This window comes from Mycobacterium sp. MAA66 (assembly GCF_041261665.1).
Lineage (GTDB): Bacteria > Actinomycetota > Actinomycetes > Mycobacteriales > Mycobacteriaceae > Mycobacterium.
Genome location: NZ_JBGCCC010000002.1, coordinates 762374 through 780401 on the forward strand (window position 1 = coordinate 762374; position 18028 = coordinate 780401).

Here is an 18028-nt window from a genome sequence, read left to right on the forward strand (position 1 = left end):
ACATTCATTCCGTCATCGGGCTTATGGCCGTCCTTACCACGATGATGCTGACCGGAATGGGCACCGCGCGCGCAGGTCTGGACAACGAACTCAGCCTGATCGACGGCCACGATCGAACGCTGACCGTTGCGCAATGGGACACGTTCCTCAATGGCGTATTTCCGCTCGACCGCAACCGATTGACCCGGGAGTGGTTCCATTCGGGCAAGGCCAAGTACACCTGCGACGGCCCGGGTTGCGACGAATTCGAGGGCACTCTCGAACTGGGGTACCAGATCGGCTTCCCATGGTCGCTGGGCGTGGGTATCAATTTCAGCTACACGACACCGAACATCCTGCTCGATGCCTTCAATCCCGGCTCACTGACCGGTCGCGGCAGCGGCGGCATCATCACACCGAACCTGTTCCCGGGCGTGTCCATCTCAGCCGATCTCGGTAACGGTCCCGGCATCCAGGAGGTGTCGACGTTCTCGGTTGATGTGACGGGTCCGCACCGCGTGGTCGCGGTATCGAATGCCCACGGCATGGTGACCGGGGCCGCCGGCGGTGTGCTGCTGCGTCCGTTCGCCCGCCTGATCTCCAAGACCGGCGACTCGGTGACCACCTACGGCGACACATGGAACATGAACTGACCACGCCCAGCTGAAAGTCATTGCCTAGCTTCGTTTTCCGCCGGGAATTCGATCGATGACCCAGCCCAGCCGGGCCACGGTGCTCTCCAGGGGCTCCACCACTTCGGCCAGGCGTTGCAGGCTCGGCAGGGTCGAGGCGATGGAATTGGCACCGAACGCGATCTTCTCCGCCGACGTATCGATTCCGGCCGCAGCCTCGGTCAAGGTGGTGATCTGGCTGGCGATCAACTCCGCGTGCCGGTCGATGCCCGCGGCGCTCTCGCTCAAAGCGGCGATGTTGTCCGCAATGAACTGCGCTGACTTTCGCAGCTCGGCCACGTCGTCCATCAGTGCAAACACCGCTTCGATGAGCGTCTTTGGCCCGCGCCTGCGCTTGCCTGCAGATCCGTCGTCGGTCTTTGCCGCCGCCATGGCCTCACGCCTTCCGTTCAACCGGGGCGCCGTGGTCTTTTGCTTCCTGCTGGTAGTGCTGCAGCTCGGCACGCACCGCTTCATCCAGCGCCCGATCCAGGCTAGCGTGCGCCGAACGCCGCGCTACCCGGCGCATGGCGTCGATCAGATCCGCTGCCCAGGCAAGTTCGACGTCGGTGCTGGGATACCAGCCTGTTCCCCGTTGGCGGACCACTTCCGTGTGTCCGGCTCGGGTCAGCGCACGTGCGGCGCCATCGAGTTTCTTGTCGACGGCCGTGGTGGTCTTCAGGATCGCCGACAACGGCATGCCGCGGGAGATGAGCTTGGCGAAGTCATCGATCACCCGGCGATCGGGCACCAGATAGGAATCTTTGTCATCCGTCGACTCGACGAAACCGCCCGCGATCAGCCGTCGCAGCGTCGCGCCGTCCAGCCGGCCGAGCTGCATCTCCAGGTCCTCGCGAGTCATGGTCTGCGACTCCGGGTGTGACCACGGGGTGATCACCAGCTCCTCGAGCTCCGACAGATCCAGCACCTCGACCAGCCCCTCGCCGCGTTGCAAACCGGCAAGGAATTTCAGGATGTGCTTGACCGTGAAGCCCTCGCTGAGCAACCGGATGATCGCCTGCAGCTGACTGAGGTGCTTGTCGGTGTAGATAGCGACCCGGCCCCGGCGCAGGGGCCGGGGCAGCAGGCCGTTCTCCTGGTAGACGCGGACGTTCCGGGTGGTCGTCCCCGCTTCGCGCGCGAGGTCGTCGATCCGGTACTCAGCCACCAGCGGATTCTATGCGGTCAGGACGGGTTCGCCGCTGGTCTCGACCACCGCCGTTTCATCGGCACGGTCCGCGGTGATCTTGTAGTCCTGCAGATTCACCGCCTTCAGCTGGTTGATGTACTGAGTGGCGAACCCGGGGTACATGGTCGCGTTGAATCCGTCATCGGTCAGGTACCAACTCTGGCATCCGGAATTCCAGGTGGTGGACTGCAGCCGCCGCTGGATGTTCTCGTTGTACCGGGCCTGCACCTCCGGCCGCACGTCCAACGCCTTCCAATCGAATTGGAGCAGCTTGGAGATGGCACCGACGATGTAGTCGATCTGAGCTTCCATGTACACCAGCGCCGAGCTGTGGCCCGGCCCGGAGTTGGGCCCGAAGGTGAAGAACAGGTTGGGGTAGCCCGACACCGCGACGCTGCGGTACGCGTACGCGCCCCGGCTCCATTCGGACCCTAGGTCCCGGCCGTCGATGCCGGTGATCGGGATCGGCGTGCCGGCCTTGGACACCTCGAAGCCGGTGGCGAACACGATGGCATCGAATTGGTGTTCAATGCCTTCGACGGTGCGAATTCCCTTGGGCGACAACCGGGCAATCGGCCAGGTCACCAACTTGCAGTTCTCCGCCTGCAGGGCAGGGTAGTACTCGCTGGTCATCAGCAGCCGCTTGCACCCGGCCGAGAAGTCCGGCGTCAGTTGCCGGCGCAGCCACGAATCCTTCACCTGCATACGCAGATTCGCCAGGCTCAAGGCTTCCACCACGCGAGTGAACGGGCTGTCCCACACCACGCCGAGGGCAACCGACTCATGACCCCAGTACCAGGCAGACCGAATCAGCTTCTCCGCCAGCGGCACATCTTTGTAGATGCGCTTCAGCCAGCCGCCGGTCGGGGTGTTGACCCGGGGGATCACCCAACCCGGGGTGCGCTGAAACACCTTGACCGACTCAGCGACCTTCACCAGTTCCGGCACGATCTGCACACCGCTGGCACCGGTGCCGACGACCGCCACCTTCTTACCGGTGAAGTCGTAGTCGTGATCCCAACGGGCGCTGTGGATCTTGTGACCTTCGTAGGTTTCGATGCCCGGAAGGTCGGGGAAGCTGGCGTTCGCCAGTGGCCCGGAGGCGACGATGACCGTTCGGGCGCGCACCGACTCGCGACCGGAGAAGCTGATCGTCCACTCCCCCATCGCCTCATCGAATGCCAATCCGGTGACGGTGTGCTCGAACCGGATATGCGGTGCGATGCCGGCGGACTCGACCATACCGTCGATGTATCCGAGGATCTCGGCGCTGCCCGAGTAGGTGTGCGACCAGTCCGGGTTGGGCGCGAAACTGTAGGAGTAGAGCCGCGATGGAATGTCGCAGGCCGCACCGGGATAGGTGTTGTCCCGCCAGGTTCCACCGACCCGGGTGCCGCGTTCGAAGATCACGAAATCTTCTGTGCCCTGGTCTTTGAGCCGGATGGCGGCGCCGATGCCGGCGAACCCGGCACCGATGATGGCTACAGAAATGGTCACGGTAATCGTTCCTCTTACTCAGGCGACCGGCTCGTAGGTCAGCTCGTCCGACCAGGTGGGCGTGTATCGCACCAGCGGCATCGGAATGACTCCGGTGACCTTCACCAGCGAGTCGGCCAACCAGTGGTACTTCGAGCTGCGGTCGATGACCTTCTTGCTGTGCCAGGAGATGAATCGGTACATCGGCACCCGGTGCACGAATTCACTTCGCTCACCGACACTTCGGAATCGGCGCATCGCCTGGTACAGACGTTCTTCGTTGACACCCATGGCCACGATGTTGTCGCGCATCTTGTTCAGCAGCGGGAAGTAGCTCAGCGTGCCGATCAGCAGCGCAGGGTTCATCCAGCTGCCGACGAAATCGACGGCCAGCTTGCGCACGTCGGCGTGGCCCAGGATGTCCATCACCTCGAAGTCGACCGCGAGGTGGCGGGATTCGTCAGAGTTGATCCGCTTGAAAACCTCTTGCGCCACCGGATCTTTGACCTCGTCGGTGATGAACTTGATCAGCGCGCCGTCCAGTGCCACCTCGAGCATCGGGATGACGGTGCCCAAGATCGATAGCGACATGGTGTCCGAGAACTTGTCGAGCCAGGTGATCACCAACTGCACATTGATACTCGGCGGCGGGATCTCGTCGTCATCGAGCATGCCCCAGCGGCGCATCAGCGCGAGCTCGGCATTGGCGTGCTTCTGCTCCTCGGCGTGGAAGTGCTCGTAGATGCTCTTCAGCGTCGGAGTCGGTGCCTTCTTCGCCAGTGCCGCAAAGCCGCGGGCTCCCACGTTCTCGATCCACATCAGGTCGGTCATGAAGGGCTTGAGCTTGGCCCAGAGTTCGGGCTCGATCAGCTCGGCTCCCGGTGCGTCCCAGTCGATGTCGACCAGGGCCCACTGCTTGTCCTTGATCTTCTGCAGCATCTCGTCGAGATTCATCGCCATGATCAGTTCCTTTCGTGGCTTCAGTTGTCGGGAAGGAGACGGCCGAGCAGTCCGGCGCCGCGGACGTACAGGGCCGGGAAGTGGCGCTTGAGGTGCCAGATGACGGTGGCGTCGAGCTGTGGCACCACATACAGGCGGCCACCGTCGTGGGCGTCGAGGGTGCGAGCGGCGACACTGTCCGCGGACAGTCCGGTCCAATTGGCCAGCTGCTGGCTCAGGCTCATCGAGCCCGGGGTGATGCGGCCGTCGGCAAAGACGTTGGTCTTCACGAACGTTGGGCACAGTACGGTGACCGCGATGTCGGTCCCGTCCAGTTCCGCGGCCAGGGTTTCGGACAGCGACATCACGCCCGCCTTGGAGACGTTGTATGCGGCCATCGACGGCGCGGCGGCGAATCCGGCCGCCGAGGCGACGTTGATGATGCCGCCGCGTCCGGCCTCACGCAGGACCGGTGTGAAAACCTCACAGCCGTACACCACGCCCCACAGGTTGATGCCCAGTGCCCAGTCCCAGTCCTCGAAACCGATGTCGCCCACCGGCTTTCCGCCGATGCCGACACCGGCATTGTTGATCACCATGCTCGGCGCTCCGGCGAAGATCTCCTGCGACTGTTTGGCCAGCAGCTCGATGGCGCTGCGGTCGGACACGTCACACTGCACCGCATAGCCCTTACCGGTGGGCAACTTGTCGATCAGCGCAACTGTCTCGTTGGCCCGCTCGATGCTGATGTCCGCGCAGATGATCTCACCGCCCCTCCTGGCGAGCTCAAGGGCAAACGACCGGCCGATGCCACTGCCGGCGCCGGTGACCACCGCCTTCGCCTTGTCCGAACGACGGCTACCGCGAAATACGTTGAGCAACATATCGATTCCGAACATCAGCCCACCTCCACCACAACGTCTGATTGATTGTCTGCCAACGCCGTGGCGATGAAGGCCGCGGCCCGACGCAGCGCCGCGTCGGCTTCTGGGACCAGTCGGGGCAATGCCTGGAAGACGTGCACCATGCCGGGCCATACTTCAAGGGCGCTGACACCACCGGCCCGGCGGATCTGGGTGTCCAGGTAACGTGAGTCGGCACTGAGCATCTCGAAACCACCCACCTGAATCAGTATGGGCGGCAAGCGATCAGCCTTTGCAAAATCGAGCCGCAACCGCGGGTGTTCCGGATCCTGGCCCTTGGTGTAAAGGCCGACCAACCGGCGCGCGTCGGCCGCCGAGATCAACGGGTCGCGACGCACCCGCTCCTGCTGGCGGGCAAGTCCCATGGTCAGATCCACCAACGGTGAGAACAGCACCGCACCGGCCGGCTGAAAGTCCGGCTCGTCGGCGTTCGCGAGCAGCATGTCGCAGGTCAAATGGCCGCCGGCAGAATCACCGGCGATCACGACGTCCGACGCCAGGTAGCCCTTCGAGAGCAGCCAGCGGTAGCCGGACTCCACATCACGGGCCGCGGTCGGGAACCGGTACTCGGGAGCCAGTCGGTAGTCCACGGAGAAGAACGGCATGCCGGTCGCCTCGGACAGCTGCGCGACCAGCTTGCGGTGCGTCCCGGTCGAGCAGATCACATAGCCGCTGCCGTGCACGTAGTAACCCGCACGCCGGCCGAACTCGACGCCGGGCCCGAGCACCCACTCACCACGCACCCCTGGAGCCTTGACCGGGATGATCCGGGAGCCGTCCGGCATGGAGCCGAGGGCGCCCATGATCGTGGCGACCACCGCCCGGGAGAACCAAACCCCCGGTTGATTCATCGGGATGAAGCCGGTCAGGCAGCCCAGTGTCCAGCGGGTCACGGTGGACGAGACCACCGCGCGCGGCGAAACGTGAGTGGGGATCGGAGGCAGGCCTACGTCATTGGAGACTGTCACGGGCACTAGGTCACCACCAACTGTGCCATTTGTCAATGGCACAGTTGGTGGTGATAACCCTGGTATACGCGCAGTGGCCACCTAGAGCACGGCTTTTCCAAATTTCCGTGCGCTAAGTGGCCACTGCGCGAGGACCAGATCAGGCCGCGTTGTCGGCGTCGGGAGCAGTGCCGTAGTTACCCGGAGTGAACACCGAGGCCAGCGCACCGAGCAGCATCATGACCGCCGCGGCACCGAACACCACGGTCAGTCCGGAGTGAAACGGCGCGGTGATGAGCTGTGGGAAGAAGGTCTGCCCGGTCAGTACATCGGCATTTACTCCAGGCTGCTGCAGCGCATGGAACGGTGCCAGCAACTCTGCCATCGGGTTGTAGCCGAGGAACGCGGCGAACAGGCTGCCCACCGGCGGCAGTTGCGCTACCTGGTGCGCAACGTCGGCCGAAACACCTTGCTGCTGAAGGCCATTGAACAACGCGTTGGGCAACGTGTGCGCCAACCCAACGATCATCAGCGAGAAGAAGATGCCGATCGACAGCGAGTTGCCCGCATTGAAGAACGTCGACCGCACACCCGAAGCGGCACCACGCTGGTCGGCGGGCACGCTGGACATGATGGCCGCGGTGTTCGGCGCGGTGAAGATGCCGCCACCGATGCCGTTGAGGAACACCAGGACGGCGAACTGCCAGTAGTCGAAGTTGACCGGAATCATCAGCAGCGCAAGGAAAGATGCGGCCATCAGCAGCATGCCACCGACGGCCAGCGGCCGGGCGCCGAAGCGGTCGGCCAACGTTCCCGCAACGGGCGCCGCCACCAGGAAGCCGAAAGTGGCCGGCAGCAAGTAGATGCCCGCCCACAGCGGCGTCGACTCGAAGTTGTAGCCGTGCAACGGAAGCCAGATGCCCTGCAGCCAGATGATCAGCATGAACTGCAGCCCGCCACGGCCTACCGAAGACAACAGTCCGGCCAGATTGCCCATACCGAACGTGGCGGACTTGAACAGCCTGAGGTCGACCATCGGCGATGCCACCCGCAGCTCGACCACGCAGAAGGCGACCAACAGGGCCAGCCCGACACCGATGGACCCCAGCACCGCCGGGCTGGTCCAGCCGGTCGGCGAATTGCCATACGGCTGAATGCCATAGGTGATGCCGAGCAGAAGCACTGTCAGGCCGAGCCCGAAGGTCAGGGTGCCGGCCCAGTCCAGCTTGCCGGCCGAGCGGGTACCCAGCTCGCGCAGCGACCGGTAGCTCCAGATGGTGCCGATCACCCCGATCGGCACACCCACCCAGAAGACCGCCTTCCAGTTCCACTCGGACAGGAAGCCGCCGATCAGCAGGCCCAGGAACGAACCGGCCACGGCGGCAACCATATTGACCCCCAAGGCCATTCCGCGCTGGTTCGCGGGGAAGGCGTCGGTCAGAATTGCCGACGACGACGCCATCAGCATGGCGCCACCGATTCCCTGGATGACCCGCCAGCCGATCAACCACACTGCGCCGCCGTCCAGGTGGAACGGATCGAAGGACAGCGCGATCGCAGCCAGGGTGAAGACCACGAAGCCGATGTTGTAGATGCGAACGCGGCCGTACATGTCACCGAGCCGCCCGAACGGGACCACCAGAACGGCGGTGACCACCAGGTAGCCCATCAACATCCACAGCAGGTAACTGACGTTGCCCGGGGCCAGCGGGTTCAGCCCGATACCCCGGAAGATGGCGGGCAGGGAGATCAGCACGATGGATGCGTTGATCGAGGCCAGCAGGATGCCCAGCGTGGTGTTGGACAGCACCACCCACTTGTAGTGCGGATGGTCGTGGTCTATCTGCACGCGGCGGCGAGCGGTCTGGGCCTGCGCCGTCTCGGTCGACGCAGCCGGCCCGGTTTCAGTCGTCATCAGCAGTCTTCGCCCTAAGCATCGGAGAAACATATGTTAGCTATACAAACGAACTGATGACAATCCACTTCCCACCTGCCGGCATCCCGGTAGGCGGGATTGCCGGAGGCCCAACCGCGTCCCGAACTCGGGCAGGTGTGGTTGGCCGCGGCCCGTCGACGCGAATCCACCCGCGCCCGCGGCCGGCGATGCTCACGCCACCCTTGCCTTCCCGCACACATCGGTTACCGTGGACACGTCCGCGCGGGAGCGCACGCCTTGGTGCGCTGAGAGGACGGCTGATAGGTGCCGTCGACCGTATGAACCTGACCGGGTAATGCCGGCGTAGGGAGTAAGCAGATGACTGCAATTGCTGTGTTCAACGACCTTTCTTGCGGCCCCATCGCAGGCAGCAGCAAGGTTTACCGGGAGCTTCCCGACGGCGGAAAGGTCCCGTTCAGGCGGGTCAACCTGACCACCGGCGACCACCTCGACCTGTACGACACCTCGGGCCCGTACACCGACGAGAACGCCACCATCGACCTGGAGCAGGGCCTGCCCGCCCGCCCCGGCGTCGTCAAGGACAAAGGCACCCAGCTGCAGCGCGCCCGCGGTGGCGAGATCACCGCCGAGATGGCGTTCATCGCCGAGCGCGAAGGCGTGCCGGCCGAGCTGGTCCGCGACGAGGTCGCCCGCGGCCGGGCGATCATCCCGGCCAACCACAACCATCCCGAGCTGGAGCCGATGGTCATCGGCAAGGCCTTCGCGGTGAAGGTCAACGCCAATATTGGAAATAGCGCAGTAACCTCGTCCATTTCCGAGGAAGTCGACAAGATGGTGTGGGCCACGCGCTGGGGCGCCGACACGATCATGGATCTGTCCACCGGCAAGGACATTCACCAGACCCGCGAGTGGATTCTGCGCAACTCCCCCGTCCCGGTCGGCACCGTGCCGATCTACCAGGCGCTGGAAAAGGTCAACGGCGATCCCACGCTGCTCACCTGGGAGCTGTACCGCGACACCGTCATCGAGCAGTGCGAGCAGGGCGTCGACTACATGACGGTGCACGCCGGCGTGCTGCTGCGGTACATCCCGCTGACAGTCAAGCGGGTCACCGGCATCGTCTCTCGTGGCGGTTCGATCATGGCGGCGTGGTGCCTGGCACATCACCAGGAGTCGTTCCTGTACACGCACTTCGAAGAGCTGTGCGAGATCCTGCAGCGCTACGACGTCACCTTCTCCCTCGGCGACGGGCTGCGTCCCGGCTCCATCGCCGACGCCAACGACGAGGCCCAGTTCGCCGAACTCCGCACCCTGGGTGAGCTGACCAAGATCGCGAAATCCCATGGCGTGCAGGTGATGATCGAAGGCCCGGGCCACGTCCCGATGCACAAGATCGTCGAGAACGTTCGGCTGGAGGAAGAGCTCTGCGAAGAGGCCCCGTTCTACACGCTGGGCCCGCTGGCCACTGACATCGCGCCGGCGTACGACCACATCACCTCGGCGATCGGCGCGGCGATCATCGCTCAGGCCGGCACCGCGATGCTGTGCTACGTCACCCCGAAGGAACACCTGGGTCTGCCCAACCGCAAGGACGTCAAGGACGGCGTGATCGCCTACAAGATCGCCGCCCATGCCGCCGACCTGGCCAAATGCCACCCCGGTGCCCAAGACCGCGACAATGCGCTGTCCCAGGCTCGCTTCGAATTCCGGTGGCATGACCAGTTCGCGCTGTCGCTCGACCCGGACACCGCCCGGGAGTACCACGACGAGACGCTGCCCGCCGAGCCCGCCAAGACCGCGCACTTCTGCTCGATGTGCGGGCCGAAGTTCTGCTCGATGCGGATCACCCAGGACATCCGCGACGCGTACCCGGACGGGGTCGCCGCCGCGGACATCGAGCGGGGCATGGCCGAGAAATCGCAGGAGTTCGCCGACCACGGAAACCGGGTGTACTTACCCTTAGCTCCGTGAACCTGCTTCCACTGACCCCGCCCGGCCATACCCCGTTGCGGGTGATGACCATCGCCGGCTCCGATTCCGGCGGTGGTGCCGGCATCCAGGCCGACCTACGCACTTTTGCGATGCTGGGCGTGCATGGCTGTGTCGCGGTCGCCGCGGTGACGGTGCAGAACTCTGTCGGAGTCAAGGCTTTTCACGAGCTGCCGCTGGACATCATCAGCGGGCAGATCACCGCGGTGGCCGAGGACATAGGCATCCAGGCGGCCAAGACCGGCATGCTGGCATCGAGCGAGATCATCGGGGTCGTCGCGGAAACCTGGCGGGGTCTCGACGGCGATATCCCGTTGGTGGTGGACCCGGTGTGCGCATCCATGCACGGCGACCCGCTGCTGCACCCCAGCGCGCTGAATTCGGTTCGTACCCAGCTGTTTCCGATCGCCACCCTGGTCACCCCGAACCTCGACGAGGTGCGGCTGATCACCGGTGTCGAAGTGGTGGACGCGTCGACGCAACGCGATGCGGCCAGAGCGTTACACGACCTCGGGCCGAAATGGGCGCTGGTCAAGGGCGGCCATCTACGCTCCAGCGATCACAGCCCCGACCTGCTCTACGACGGCACCGACTTCTACGAGTTCACCAGCGAACGCATCGACACCGGGCATGATCACGGCGCCGGTGACACCCTGGCCGCGGCCACCGCGGCCGCGCTGGCGCACGGCTACTCGGTGCCCGATGCGGTGGCCTTCGCCAAGGGCTGGGTGACCGAATGCCTGCGTGCCGCTTATCCTTTGGGCCACGGGCACGGTCCGGTCAACGCACTGTTCCGGCTGGCTTGGCGATGAGCTCTCGCGCGAAGAGCATCGAACCAGAGCTTGAGGCCATCGCGGGTGTCGCGCACGAACCCGCAGGCAAACCCCTGGGCACGGTGCTGCTCACGCACGGCGCGGGCAGCAACCGCGACGCCCCGCTGATCATCCGGATCTGCGACGAATGGGCGCAAGGGGGCTGGCTCGCGATCCGCTACGACCTGCCCTACCGCCGTCGCCGCCCCAAGGGCCCGCCGTCGAACTCCGCGGCGTCGGACCAACAGGGCATCATCGAGGCCATCGAGCTGGCGCACACGCTCACCGACGGCCCGGTGATCGCCGGAGGGCATTCCTACGGCGGCCGGATGACGTCCATGGTCGCGGCCGGCGGCGCGGACCTGGCGGTGCTGACACTGTTCTCCTACCCGCTGCACCCGCCCGGCAAGCCTGAACGAGCCCGCACCGAGCACCTGTCACAGATCGCCGTGCCGACGGTGTTCACCCACGGCACGTCTGACCCGTTCGGCAGCATCGACGAGCTGCGCCCGGCTGCCGCGCTGATCAACGCACCGACCGAGATCGTCGAGATCACCGGTGCGCGGCATGACCTGGGGTCCAAGACGCTGGATGTTCCGGCGCTCGCCGTCGCCGCGGCAGCGAGACTCTCGGAAATACCCAGTACCTGAGGTACCGTCTAAATATGACGACGCAGCAGCACGACGCGGTCATCGTCGGGGCGGGTTTCGCCGGCATCGGCGCGGCGATTCAGCTCAAGCGACTCGGGATCAATGACTTCGTCATCCTCGAACGCGAAGACGACCTCGGTGGCACCTGGTATGTCAACCACTACCCTGGCCTGGCGGTGGACGTGCCCACCACCACCTATTCGTACTTCTTCGAGCCGAACCCCAACTGGTCACGGCTGTTCACTCCGGGCCCGGAGATCAAGCGATACGCCGACGACGTGGCCGCCAAGTATGACGTGCGCAAGCACATGCGATTCAACACCGTGGTCGACGGCGCCCGCTGGGATGAGGACGCCTCACTCTGGCGCGTTGCGGTCGACGGCGGCGAAACCATCAGCGCTCGTTACCTTTTCACCGCCACTGGCTTCCTTTCCCAGCCGCACATGCCGGAGATTCCCGGCATCGAGAACTTCGGCGGCCAAGTCATCCACACCACGAAGTGGGACGATGCCTACGATCCGGCGGGCAAGCGCATTGCGGTGATCGGCACCGGGGCGACCGCGGTCCAGCTGATCCCCGAACTGGCCAAGTCCGCCGCCGACCTGACGGTGTACCAGCGGACGCCGATCTGGGTGGTACCCAAGATCGACCTGCGTTTCGGCCGACTCGCCAAGCGGCTCTTCGCCCGGGTACCGGCCAGCCAGCGGGCACTGCGTGCCGTCACCGACAACATCTACGAGCTGCTGGTGTCAGCCGGCGTGGTGAACTACCTGTCGCTGCGCGGCCGCGGCAACATCGCGGCCGCCGACCTGTCAAAGGTCCACCGCTTCATCACCATTCGCGACCGGGATCTGCGCCGCCGCTTGACGCCGGACTACGACTTCGGCTGCAAACGCCCGACCTTCTCCAACGGCTACTACCAGGCGTTCAACAGGGCGAACGTACACCTGCAGGACGCCGGCATCGAGCGGATCGAAGCCGACGGCATCGTCGGCAAAGACGGCACCGAGAACGTGATCGACACCTTGGTGCTGGCCACCGGATTCGACCTGTGGGACGCCAACTTCCCGGCCATCGAAGTGATCGGACGCGAGGGCCGGAACCTGGGAAAGTGGTGGCGCGACACCAGGTTCCAGGCCTACCAGGGCGTATCCATGCCGTACTTCCCCAACTATCTGAGCCTGGCCGGCCCTTACGCATTCCTCGGGCTGAACTTCTTCAACACCATGGAGTACCAGATGCGGTTGATACAGCGGCTTTTCACCGAGGTACAGCAGCGCGGCGCGACCACCTTCGAGGTCACCGAGGAAGCCAACACCGCGTACCTGGACCGCATGACCCAGTTACTCGGGAAATCGCTTTTCACCCAGGGCAATTGCGCCGGCGCACACTCGTACTACTTCAACCCCGCGGGCGAACCCACCCTGCTGCGGCCGACCTCGACGGCCACGGCCATCCGCGAAGCATCCGAGTTTCCGTTGAGTGACTACCGAATCAACTGATCAGAGAGGATCATTGGTGTCTGACACTGTCGAAAAGAAGTCCCGGAAGGCCACCCTGTTCGGGATCGGGCTGGCCGTGACCGGGCTTGCCCACTTCGTCAAGCCGGAACTGTTCACGTCGATCACCGCGGCGGCGTTTCCGCGTGACACCGACAAGCACCTTCAGATCAACGGATCCATCGAAACGGCCCTCGGGCTCGGCCTGGTGGTACCCAAGACCCGCAAGCTGGCACGACTCGGCGTGCTCGGCTACGTGCTGTACCTGGGCGCCAACGGCGTTCGCGCCCGCGCCTGACCCTCGGCGATTCGGTGCCCGAAAACGCCTATTGGGTGCGGATTTTCGGGCACCGATCGCTAGGTGGTGGCGGGTAGGTGCTTGGACCAGCCCGCGGCACAGATCGCAGTGCTACCGGCCGCCAACACACCGACCGCGGTCAGCATTGCCGGGTAACTGACGTAGTGGGCCAACGACGCCAGCACCGCGGGCAGCAGGAACCCGACGTAGGCCAACGCGTAATAGATGCCGGAGATCGCCGCCAGCTCATCGGGCTCGGCGATCCGCTGAATCTCCAACAGCCCCGACACGATCGCGATGCCATAGGCGCTGCCCAGCAGCATCGCCACCAGCACCGCGGCGATCGGCGACTGGGTGATCGCGGTCGCCACGGCCGCGAACACTCCCAGCGACATCAGCACCATCGAGACCACCACCGCACGCGCGCTCGAGTGGTCATCGAGGCGACGGGCGATCGGCTGGACCAGCACGCCGCACGCCAGGGTCAGCACCGTCAGACCCGAGGTGTAGAGCAGCGCCCACTGTCCGGTCTTCTCGGAAACCAATGCCGGTACAATGGCATACGCGATAGCTGCCGACCCGAACACCCACGGCGCCATCGGCACCACGACCCGCAGGAACCGCCGGTGCGAGACCGCCGGCACCCGCAGCGACGATGCGATGCCAACGCGGGTGCGTTCGGTACGGGTCTCCACCGCAACGACTTTCAACAACCACAGCGCGGGCGCGCAGAGCGCGGCCTGCACCAAGTAGGTGAGCGCCAACGGCCACGGCGCGAACTGGGCCAGCAGGCCGGCGCACAACGGGCCGACAGCCAAGCCCAGTGACAACCAGACGGACGCCCGCCGAGCTCCGGTGCCGGCATCGGCATCATCGTATGGCGGCCTTGATAATTCGGTGATCCATGCCGATCCGACGGCCATTGCGATGCCGACCGACAGGCCGCACAGCAGCCGACCGATCAGCAGTGCGGGAAATCCCCAGAGGTCACCGGCGGCGATCACCAGACTGCCGACCGCCGAACTGATCAACCCGGCAGCCATCACCGGACGGCGACCGTGCCGGTTCGACAGCGCGGCCGCCACGAGCAGCCCGGGGATCAGCCCCAGCACGTAGGCGCCCAGCAGCACGTCGACGTCCACCCGTGAGTACCCGGCGTACTGCACGTATTCGATCAGCATCGGGGTGAATTGGTTTCCGCCCCAACCGATGCAGAACGCGGCCAGCGCCACGGCGAACCACGGCGACATGTTGCGGATCATCGCAGCACCACCTGGTAGGTCGACTCGAGGTGGACCAGCAGTAGTGCATCGAACGCGCCGGTGTCCCGCCGGCCGATCGTGTCAGCGAGCTGCCGATGCTCGACGATCAGCCGGTCGACCAGCGTCCGGTCGGCCTGCACTGCGTCGGCCATCATCCGACGCTGGCGATCACCGAGCGAGCAGTAGAAGCGTTGGGCGATGCGGTTCCCGGCGGCATCGACGATGTGCCGGTGGAACGCAGCATCGAGTTCGGCGAATCGGGCCAGGTCGCCGGCGGCGTCGCGCTGCTGTTCGACCAGATCGGCCAACTCAGCTGCCACGGCGGCCACGTCGGCCGACCGGCACAGCCGCGTGACCGCGCTGCCCTCCAGGGCCAGGCGCATCTCCAACAGATCGGTAGCCTCGCGCGGCGGGATCGGGATGACCACCGCACCGCGGCGCGGGAGCATCTCCAGCAGGTCCTCGGCAGCCAGCCGCAGGAAGGCTTCGTGGACCGGCGTGCGGCTCACCCCCAGCTGGGCGGCGACTTCCACCTCACTGAGCAGTTGCCCACCTTTGACGGCGCCGACCAGGATCTTGTCCTTGGTCTGCTGGTAGGCGCGCTCTCCGGCGGGGGTCTGGTCGGTGGTCACGGATCGACAGTACGCCTTGCATGCAAGGTTGCATACAAGATGCGGCTGAGATCACAACGCAGCAATCAGCCGTTGTACTTGTCACGCCAGGCGACCCATTGCCGTAGCGGTTCCAGATCGTAGTTCGGCCCGCCGATGGTCCAGGTGAACAGCGTGAATCCGAGCTCACGCAGCTCGTCGGGCTTGGCCAAGGTGTCGAGCAAGTCCGCCGGAATGGCGGGTGACGGCACGATCTGCGCGGAGTGCTCGATCTCCTGAGGGTCACGTCCGACGGCACGGCAGTGTCCGTCCAACACCTCGATCTTGCGCTGCAGAGACTCCCGGTCGCCGAAGGCGTGCCAGATGTCGGCATGCTCGGCGACGATCCGCAGTGTCTTCTTCTCACCGCCGCCACCGATGAGCACCGGGATCTTGCGGGTCGGCGGTGGGTTCAGCCGCGCCAGCCGGTTCTCGATGCGCGGCATGGCCGCGGCGAGATCGTCCAGCCGTTGCCCGGCCGTGCCGAACGGGTAGCCGTATTCGTCGAAGTCCTTCTCGAACCAGCCCGAGCCCACCCCGAGAATGAGCCGGCCATCACTGATGTGGTCGACGGTGCGGGCCATGTCGGCGAGCAGGTCCGGGTTGCGATACGCGTTGCAGGTCACCAGCGCACCGATCTCCACCCGCTTGGTGGATTCGGCCCAGGCTCCCAGCACGGTCCAACATTCGAATACCTTGCCGTTGGGGTCCCCGTCCAGCGGAAAGAAGTGGTCGTAGTTGAAAACGATGTCCACACCCAGGTTTTCGGCCTCGGCCGCGGCTCGGCGGATCTGCCCGTAGTCGGCGTGCTGCAGCTGCAGGTGGACGCCGATTCGAATGGGCCGATTCGGAGTTGTCATGATGAGATTCCCTTTCCGTGGATGGGTGCGGTGCGGAGCTGCCAACGCGCCCAGCTCAGCAGGAATACCCACAACAGCGGGGGCAGAACCGCTGCGCCGGTGATTCCGGTGGGCAGCATGCCGACCGCCAGACAGCCTGCGGTCGCCGCGAAGTCGACAACCTGGATCCCGATCATGGTGTCGATCCACAGCCGGTGACGAGCCGGCGCATGGGCTGCGGCGAACATGCCGATGCCATAGCCGATGCACCTGGCTGCCGCCGTGGCGAAGATCCAGTTCGACGCGGCGGGCTGCGGCTCAAGCCCGCCGAGCAGCACCGCTGGCTCTATCAAAAGAGCTGCGCCGAAAAGCGTTTGGATGACTCCGACAGCGATCAACGTGAGACGCACTAGACGCATGGTGGTTTCCGGGTCAGGTTGGTCAGGACTGCGCCCGGCGTCACTGCTCGGGCCGCACCTTCCAGGTAACCACCGACATTGGAATACGTAAAATTCGAATATTTATAGAATTGATTCACCAGACGTATCGTTGTTCTCATGTACATCGAGGAGCTGCGGTGGTTCGTGGTGCTGGCCGAGACCGGTCACATGACCGACGCCGCCGCCACGCTCAACGTCAGCCAACCGACACTGTCCCGTGCCTTGGCGCGCCTGGAACAGCAGGTCGGAGCACCGCTGTTCGATCGGCTGCACCGCCGTCTGCAACTGAACGAGAACGGGCGCATCATGCTGGAGCGCTCAAGGCGAAGCCTGGACGAAATTCGTTTGGCCAGTGCGGAAATCCAGGCACTGCGCGACCCCGACAGCGGCACCGTCCGGCTCGCGTTCGTGCGCTCGGTAGCGAGCTGGTTCGTCCCCGACCTGCTGAGCCGGTTTCGCCGGCAGGCACCAGGGGTCCAGTTCGACCTGCGAGAGGGTCCAGGCAGTCAGGTCACTGAGCTGCTCGCCACCGGCGAAGTCGATCTGGCGATCACCGGACTCCATCGAGACGACGAACAATTCGACTGGCATCAGCTGGTCAGCGTGCGGCTGTGTCTGGCGGTGCCGGCGGATCATCGGCTCGCCGGCCGCCGCACGGTCCGGCTCGCCGACTGCGCCGACGAGTTGTTCATTCTCGCGGCGGACCCATTCGGGCTGCGTACCGTCACGAAGCGGATGTGGGCCGCCGAGGGCATCAACCCACCGGTCGCATTCGAGGTGGCGTGGCTACCCACCATGGAGGGACTGGTGGCCGCAGGTCTGGGTGTGGCGATAGTGCCTGCGCCACAATCAGATCGCGGTGAGCCGGCCGTCGTCTATGTCCCGCTGTCCGATCCGCAGGCCAAAGGCGAGGTCGGGCTGGCCCGGGCGCGACGCCGCACCCTGTCTCCGGCGGCCCAGCGGTTCGCCAATTTCGCCGTAGCTGCGCCGCACGTCCGACGAAAGCGGCCGCCACCGGATATCTCCAGTGGCGGCCGCGCCGTCAGGTAATTGCTGCCAGGTCAGTGGTGCTGTTGCTGCTGCCAGGGTTGTTGCTGTTGTTGCGGGCCGCCCTGGTTGTAGCTACCTCGGTCGTCGCGAGGCGGACCCTGGTACACGGTCTGGGTGGAGGTCTGGGTCGACGTCTGAACCGAGGTCGAGGTCTCGGTCTGAGTCTGCGTCGCGGTGTCGGTCTCGGTGTTGGTCACCGTGGCCGGAGCGGGAGCCTGCTCCTGACCACCACCACCCCCGGAATTGCTACCGCCACCATTGCCGCCACCGCCACCGCCACCCTCATGATGGTGCTCGGCAGCACTGGTGGTCGTCGTCGTGGTGCTCGACGGGGTGACGGTGACCGTCGTAGCGGGTGCATTGCTGTGCGAACCGCAGGCCACGGTCAGTCCGCCCATGGCTAGGACTGTCAGGGCTCCGGCGGCTGCGGACCAACGGCGATAAGTCGTCTTCACGGGCAGTATTTCTACTGCAGCAATCCGCCGATGCACAGATCGCGTCCGGCGATTTGAGCTTCG

Annotated in this window: 19 protein-coding genes and 1 riboswitch; of the genes, 7 read left to right on the top strand and 12 right to left on the bottom strand. The window is 65.1% G+C overall.

Going from position 1 to position 18028, the window contains the following annotated elements; all coding sequences use genetic code 11:
• The first annotated feature begins 23 nt into the window (after window positions 1-23).
• Window positions 24-632: an MspA family porin gene (locus ABIA30_RS10210; protein ID WP_370065499.1), complete on the top strand. Its 609-nt coding sequence runs from the start codon at window positions 24-26 to the stop codon at window positions 630-632.
• Window positions 633-656: 24 nt separating this feature from the next.
• On the opposite strand, the gene ABIA30_RS10215 is transcribed toward ABIA30_RS10210, so the two are convergent.
• From ABIA30_RS10215 to ABIA30_RS10245, 7 genes are all read right to left on the bottom strand, one after another.
• Window positions 657-1043 (bottom strand): hypothetical protein, encoded by a 387-nt coding sequence (locus ABIA30_RS10215; protein ID WP_370064710.1) that lies wholly within the window; start codon window positions 1041-1043, stop codon window positions 657-659.
• A gap of 4 nt (window positions 1044-1047) precedes the next feature.
• Window positions 1048-1818 carry a MerR family transcriptional regulator gene (locus ABIA30_RS10220; protein ID WP_370064712.1) on the bottom strand — a complete coding sequence of 257 codons (771 nt, stop codon included), beginning with the start codon at window positions 1816-1818 and terminating at the stop codon, window positions 1048-1050.
• Between the two features lie 9 nt (window positions 1819-1827).
• On the bottom strand, window positions 1828-3336 hold the full coding sequence (locus tag ABIA30_RS10225) for a flavin-containing monooxygenase (RefSeq protein WP_370064714.1): 1509 nt from the start codon (window positions 3334-3336) through the stop codon (window positions 1828-1830).
• Window positions 3337-3354: 18 nt separating this feature from the next.
• On the bottom strand, window positions 3355-4275 hold the full coding sequence (locus ABIA30_RS10230; RefSeq protein ID WP_370064716.1) for a ferritin-like domain-containing protein: 921 nt from the start codon (window positions 4273-4275) through the stop codon (window positions 3355-3357).
• Between the two features lie 20 nt (window positions 4276-4295).
• Window positions 4296-5153 carry an SDR family NAD(P)-dependent oxidoreductase gene (locus ABIA30_RS10235; protein ID WP_370064718.1) on the bottom strand — a complete coding sequence of 286 codons (858 nt, stop codon included), beginning with the start codon at window positions 5151-5153 and terminating at the stop codon, window positions 4296-4298.
• Entirely contained in the window at window positions 5153-6151 is a 999-nt protein-coding gene (locus ABIA30_RS10240) for an alpha/beta hydrolase (RefSeq protein ID WP_370064720.1), read from the bottom strand. Before ABIA30_RS10240 ends, ABIA30_RS10235 begins: the two co-directional genes overlap by 1 nt.
• A 133-nt stretch (window positions 6152-6284) precedes the next feature.
• On the bottom strand, window positions 6285-8039 hold the full coding sequence (locus ABIA30_RS10245; RefSeq protein WP_370064722.1) for an MFS transporter: 1755 nt from the start codon (window positions 8037-8039) through the stop codon (window positions 6285-6287).
• A gap of 233 nt (window positions 8040-8272) precedes the next feature.
• Window positions 8273-8388: riboswitch (TPP riboswitch) on the top strand.
• Here ABIA30_RS10245 and thiC point away from each other — a divergent pair.
• From thiC to ABIA30_RS10270, 5 genes are all read left to right on the top strand, one after another.
• Entirely contained in the window at window positions 8379-9992 is a 1614-nt protein-coding gene (gene thiC, locus ABIA30_RS10250) for a phosphomethylpyrimidine synthase ThiC (protein WP_370064724.1), read from the top strand. Its footprint overlaps the riboswitch before it by 10 nt.
• Window positions 9989-10822: a bifunctional hydroxymethylpyrimidine kinase/phosphomethylpyrimidine kinase gene (gene thiD / locus ABIA30_RS10255; protein WP_370064726.1), complete on the top strand. Its 834-nt coding sequence runs from the start codon at window positions 9989-9991 to the stop codon at window positions 10820-10822. The genes thiC and thiD overlap by 4 nt, the downstream gene beginning before the upstream one ends.
• Entirely contained in the window at window positions 10819-11472 is a 654-nt protein-coding gene (locus ABIA30_RS10260; protein WP_370064728.1) for an alpha/beta family hydrolase, read from the top strand. The genes thiD and ABIA30_RS10260 overlap by 4 nt, the downstream gene beginning before the upstream one ends.
• Window positions 11473-11486: 14 nt before the next feature.
• The gene (locus ABIA30_RS10265; protein ID WP_370064730.1) at window positions 11487-12974 is read left to right on the top strand and encodes a flavin-containing monooxygenase; all 1488 of its coding nucleotides are present in this window, start codon (window positions 11487-11489) and stop codon (window positions 12972-12974) included.
• Between the two features lie 16 nt (window positions 12975-12990).
• The gene (locus ABIA30_RS10270) at window positions 12991-13269 is read left to right on the top strand and encodes a hypothetical protein (protein WP_370064732.1); all 279 of its coding nucleotides are present in this window, start codon (window positions 12991-12993) and stop codon (window positions 13267-13269) included.
• Between the two features lie 59 nt (window positions 13270-13328).
• On the opposite strand, the gene ABIA30_RS10275 is transcribed toward ABIA30_RS10270, so the two are convergent.
• From ABIA30_RS10275 to ABIA30_RS10290, 4 genes are all read right to left on the bottom strand, one after another.
• A complete protein-coding gene (locus ABIA30_RS10275) occupies window positions 13329-14531 on the bottom strand; it encodes an MFS transporter (protein WP_370064734.1) in 1203 nt (400 codons plus the stop codon).
• Complete coding sequence (locus ABIA30_RS10280; protein WP_370064736.1) at window positions 14528-15163, bottom strand: GntR family transcriptional regulator; 636 nt, start codon at window positions 15161-15163, stop codon at window positions 14528-14530. Before ABIA30_RS10280 ends, ABIA30_RS10275 begins: the two co-directional genes overlap by 4 nt.
• Before the next feature lie 65 nt (window positions 15164-15228).
• Window positions 15229-16041 carry an LLM class F420-dependent oxidoreductase gene (locus ABIA30_RS10285; protein WP_370064738.1) on the bottom strand — a complete coding sequence of 271 codons (813 nt, stop codon included), beginning with the start codon at window positions 16039-16041 and terminating at the stop codon, window positions 15229-15231.
• The gene (locus ABIA30_RS10290; RefSeq protein WP_370064740.1) at window positions 16038-16439 is read right to left on the bottom strand and encodes a hypothetical protein; all 402 of its coding nucleotides are present in this window, start codon (window positions 16437-16439) and stop codon (window positions 16038-16040) included. Before ABIA30_RS10290 ends, ABIA30_RS10285 begins: the two co-directional genes overlap by 4 nt.
• A gap of 138 nt (window positions 16440-16577) precedes the next feature.
• On the opposite strand from ABIA30_RS10290, the gene ABIA30_RS10295 reads away from it, so the two are divergent.
• Window positions 16578-17510 (top strand): LysR family transcriptional regulator, encoded by a 933-nt coding sequence (locus tag ABIA30_RS10295; protein WP_370064742.1) that lies wholly within the window; start codon window positions 16578-16580, stop codon window positions 17508-17510.
• Between the two features lie 11 nt (window positions 17511-17521).
• Here the strand turns inward: ABIA30_RS10295 and ABIA30_RS10300 are convergent, their stop codons facing one another.
• Window positions 17522-17908, bottom strand: a complete 387-nt coding sequence (locus ABIA30_RS10300; protein WP_370064744.1) for a hypothetical protein — start codon at window positions 17906-17908, stop codon at window positions 17522-17524.
• Window positions 17909-18028: the final 120 nt, after the last annotated feature.

Coding starts and splice junctions, on each gene's coding strand:
- ABIA30_RS10210 (WP_370065499.1), top strand. CDS start 24: ATGGCCGTCCTTACCACGATGATGCTGACCGGAATGGGCACCGCGCGC.
- ABIA30_RS10215 (WP_370064710.1), bottom strand. CDS start 1,043: ATGGCGGCGGCAAAGACCGACGACGGATCTGCAGGCAAGCGCAGGCGC.
- ABIA30_RS10230 (WP_370064716.1), bottom strand. CDS start 4,275: ATGGCGATGAATCTCGACGAGATGCTGCAGAAGATCAAGGACAAGCAG.
- ABIA30_RS10235 (WP_370064718.1), bottom strand. CDS start 5,153: ATGTTCGGAATCGATATGTTGCTCAACGTATTTCGCGGTAGCCGTCGT.
- ABIA30_RS10245 (WP_370064722.1), bottom strand. CDS start 8,039: ATGACGACTGAAACCGGGCCGGCTGCGTCGACCGAGACGGCGCAGGCC.
- thiC (WP_370064724.1), top strand. CDS start 8,379: ATGACTGCAATTGCTGTGTTCAACGACCTTTCTTGCGGCCCCATCGCA.
- ABIA30_RS10260 (WP_370064728.1), top strand. CDS start 10,819: ATGAGCTCTCGCGCGAAGAGCATCGAACCAGAGCTTGAGGCCATCGCG.
- ABIA30_RS10265 (WP_370064730.1), top strand. CDS start 11,487: ATGACGACGCAGCAGCACGACGCGGTCATCGTCGGGGCGGGTTTCGCC.
- ABIA30_RS10275 (WP_370064734.1), bottom strand. CDS start 14,531: ATGATCCGCAACATGTCGCCGTGGTTCGCCGTGGCGCTGGCCGCGTTC.
- ABIA30_RS10285 (WP_370064738.1), bottom strand. CDS start 16,041: ATGACAACTCCGAATCGGCCCATTCGAATCGGCGTCCACCTGCAGCTG.
- ABIA30_RS10290 (WP_370064740.1), bottom strand. CDS start 16,439: ATGCGTCTAGTGCGTCTCACGTTGATCGCTGTCGGAGTCATCCAAACG.
- ABIA30_RS10295 (WP_370064742.1), top strand. CDS start 16,578: ATGTACATCGAGGAGCTGCGGTGGTTCGTGGTGCTGGCCGAGACCGGT.
- ABIA30_RS10300 (WP_370064744.1), bottom strand. CDS start 17,908: ATGGGCGGACTGACCGTGGCCTGCGGTTCGCACAGCAATGCACCCGCT.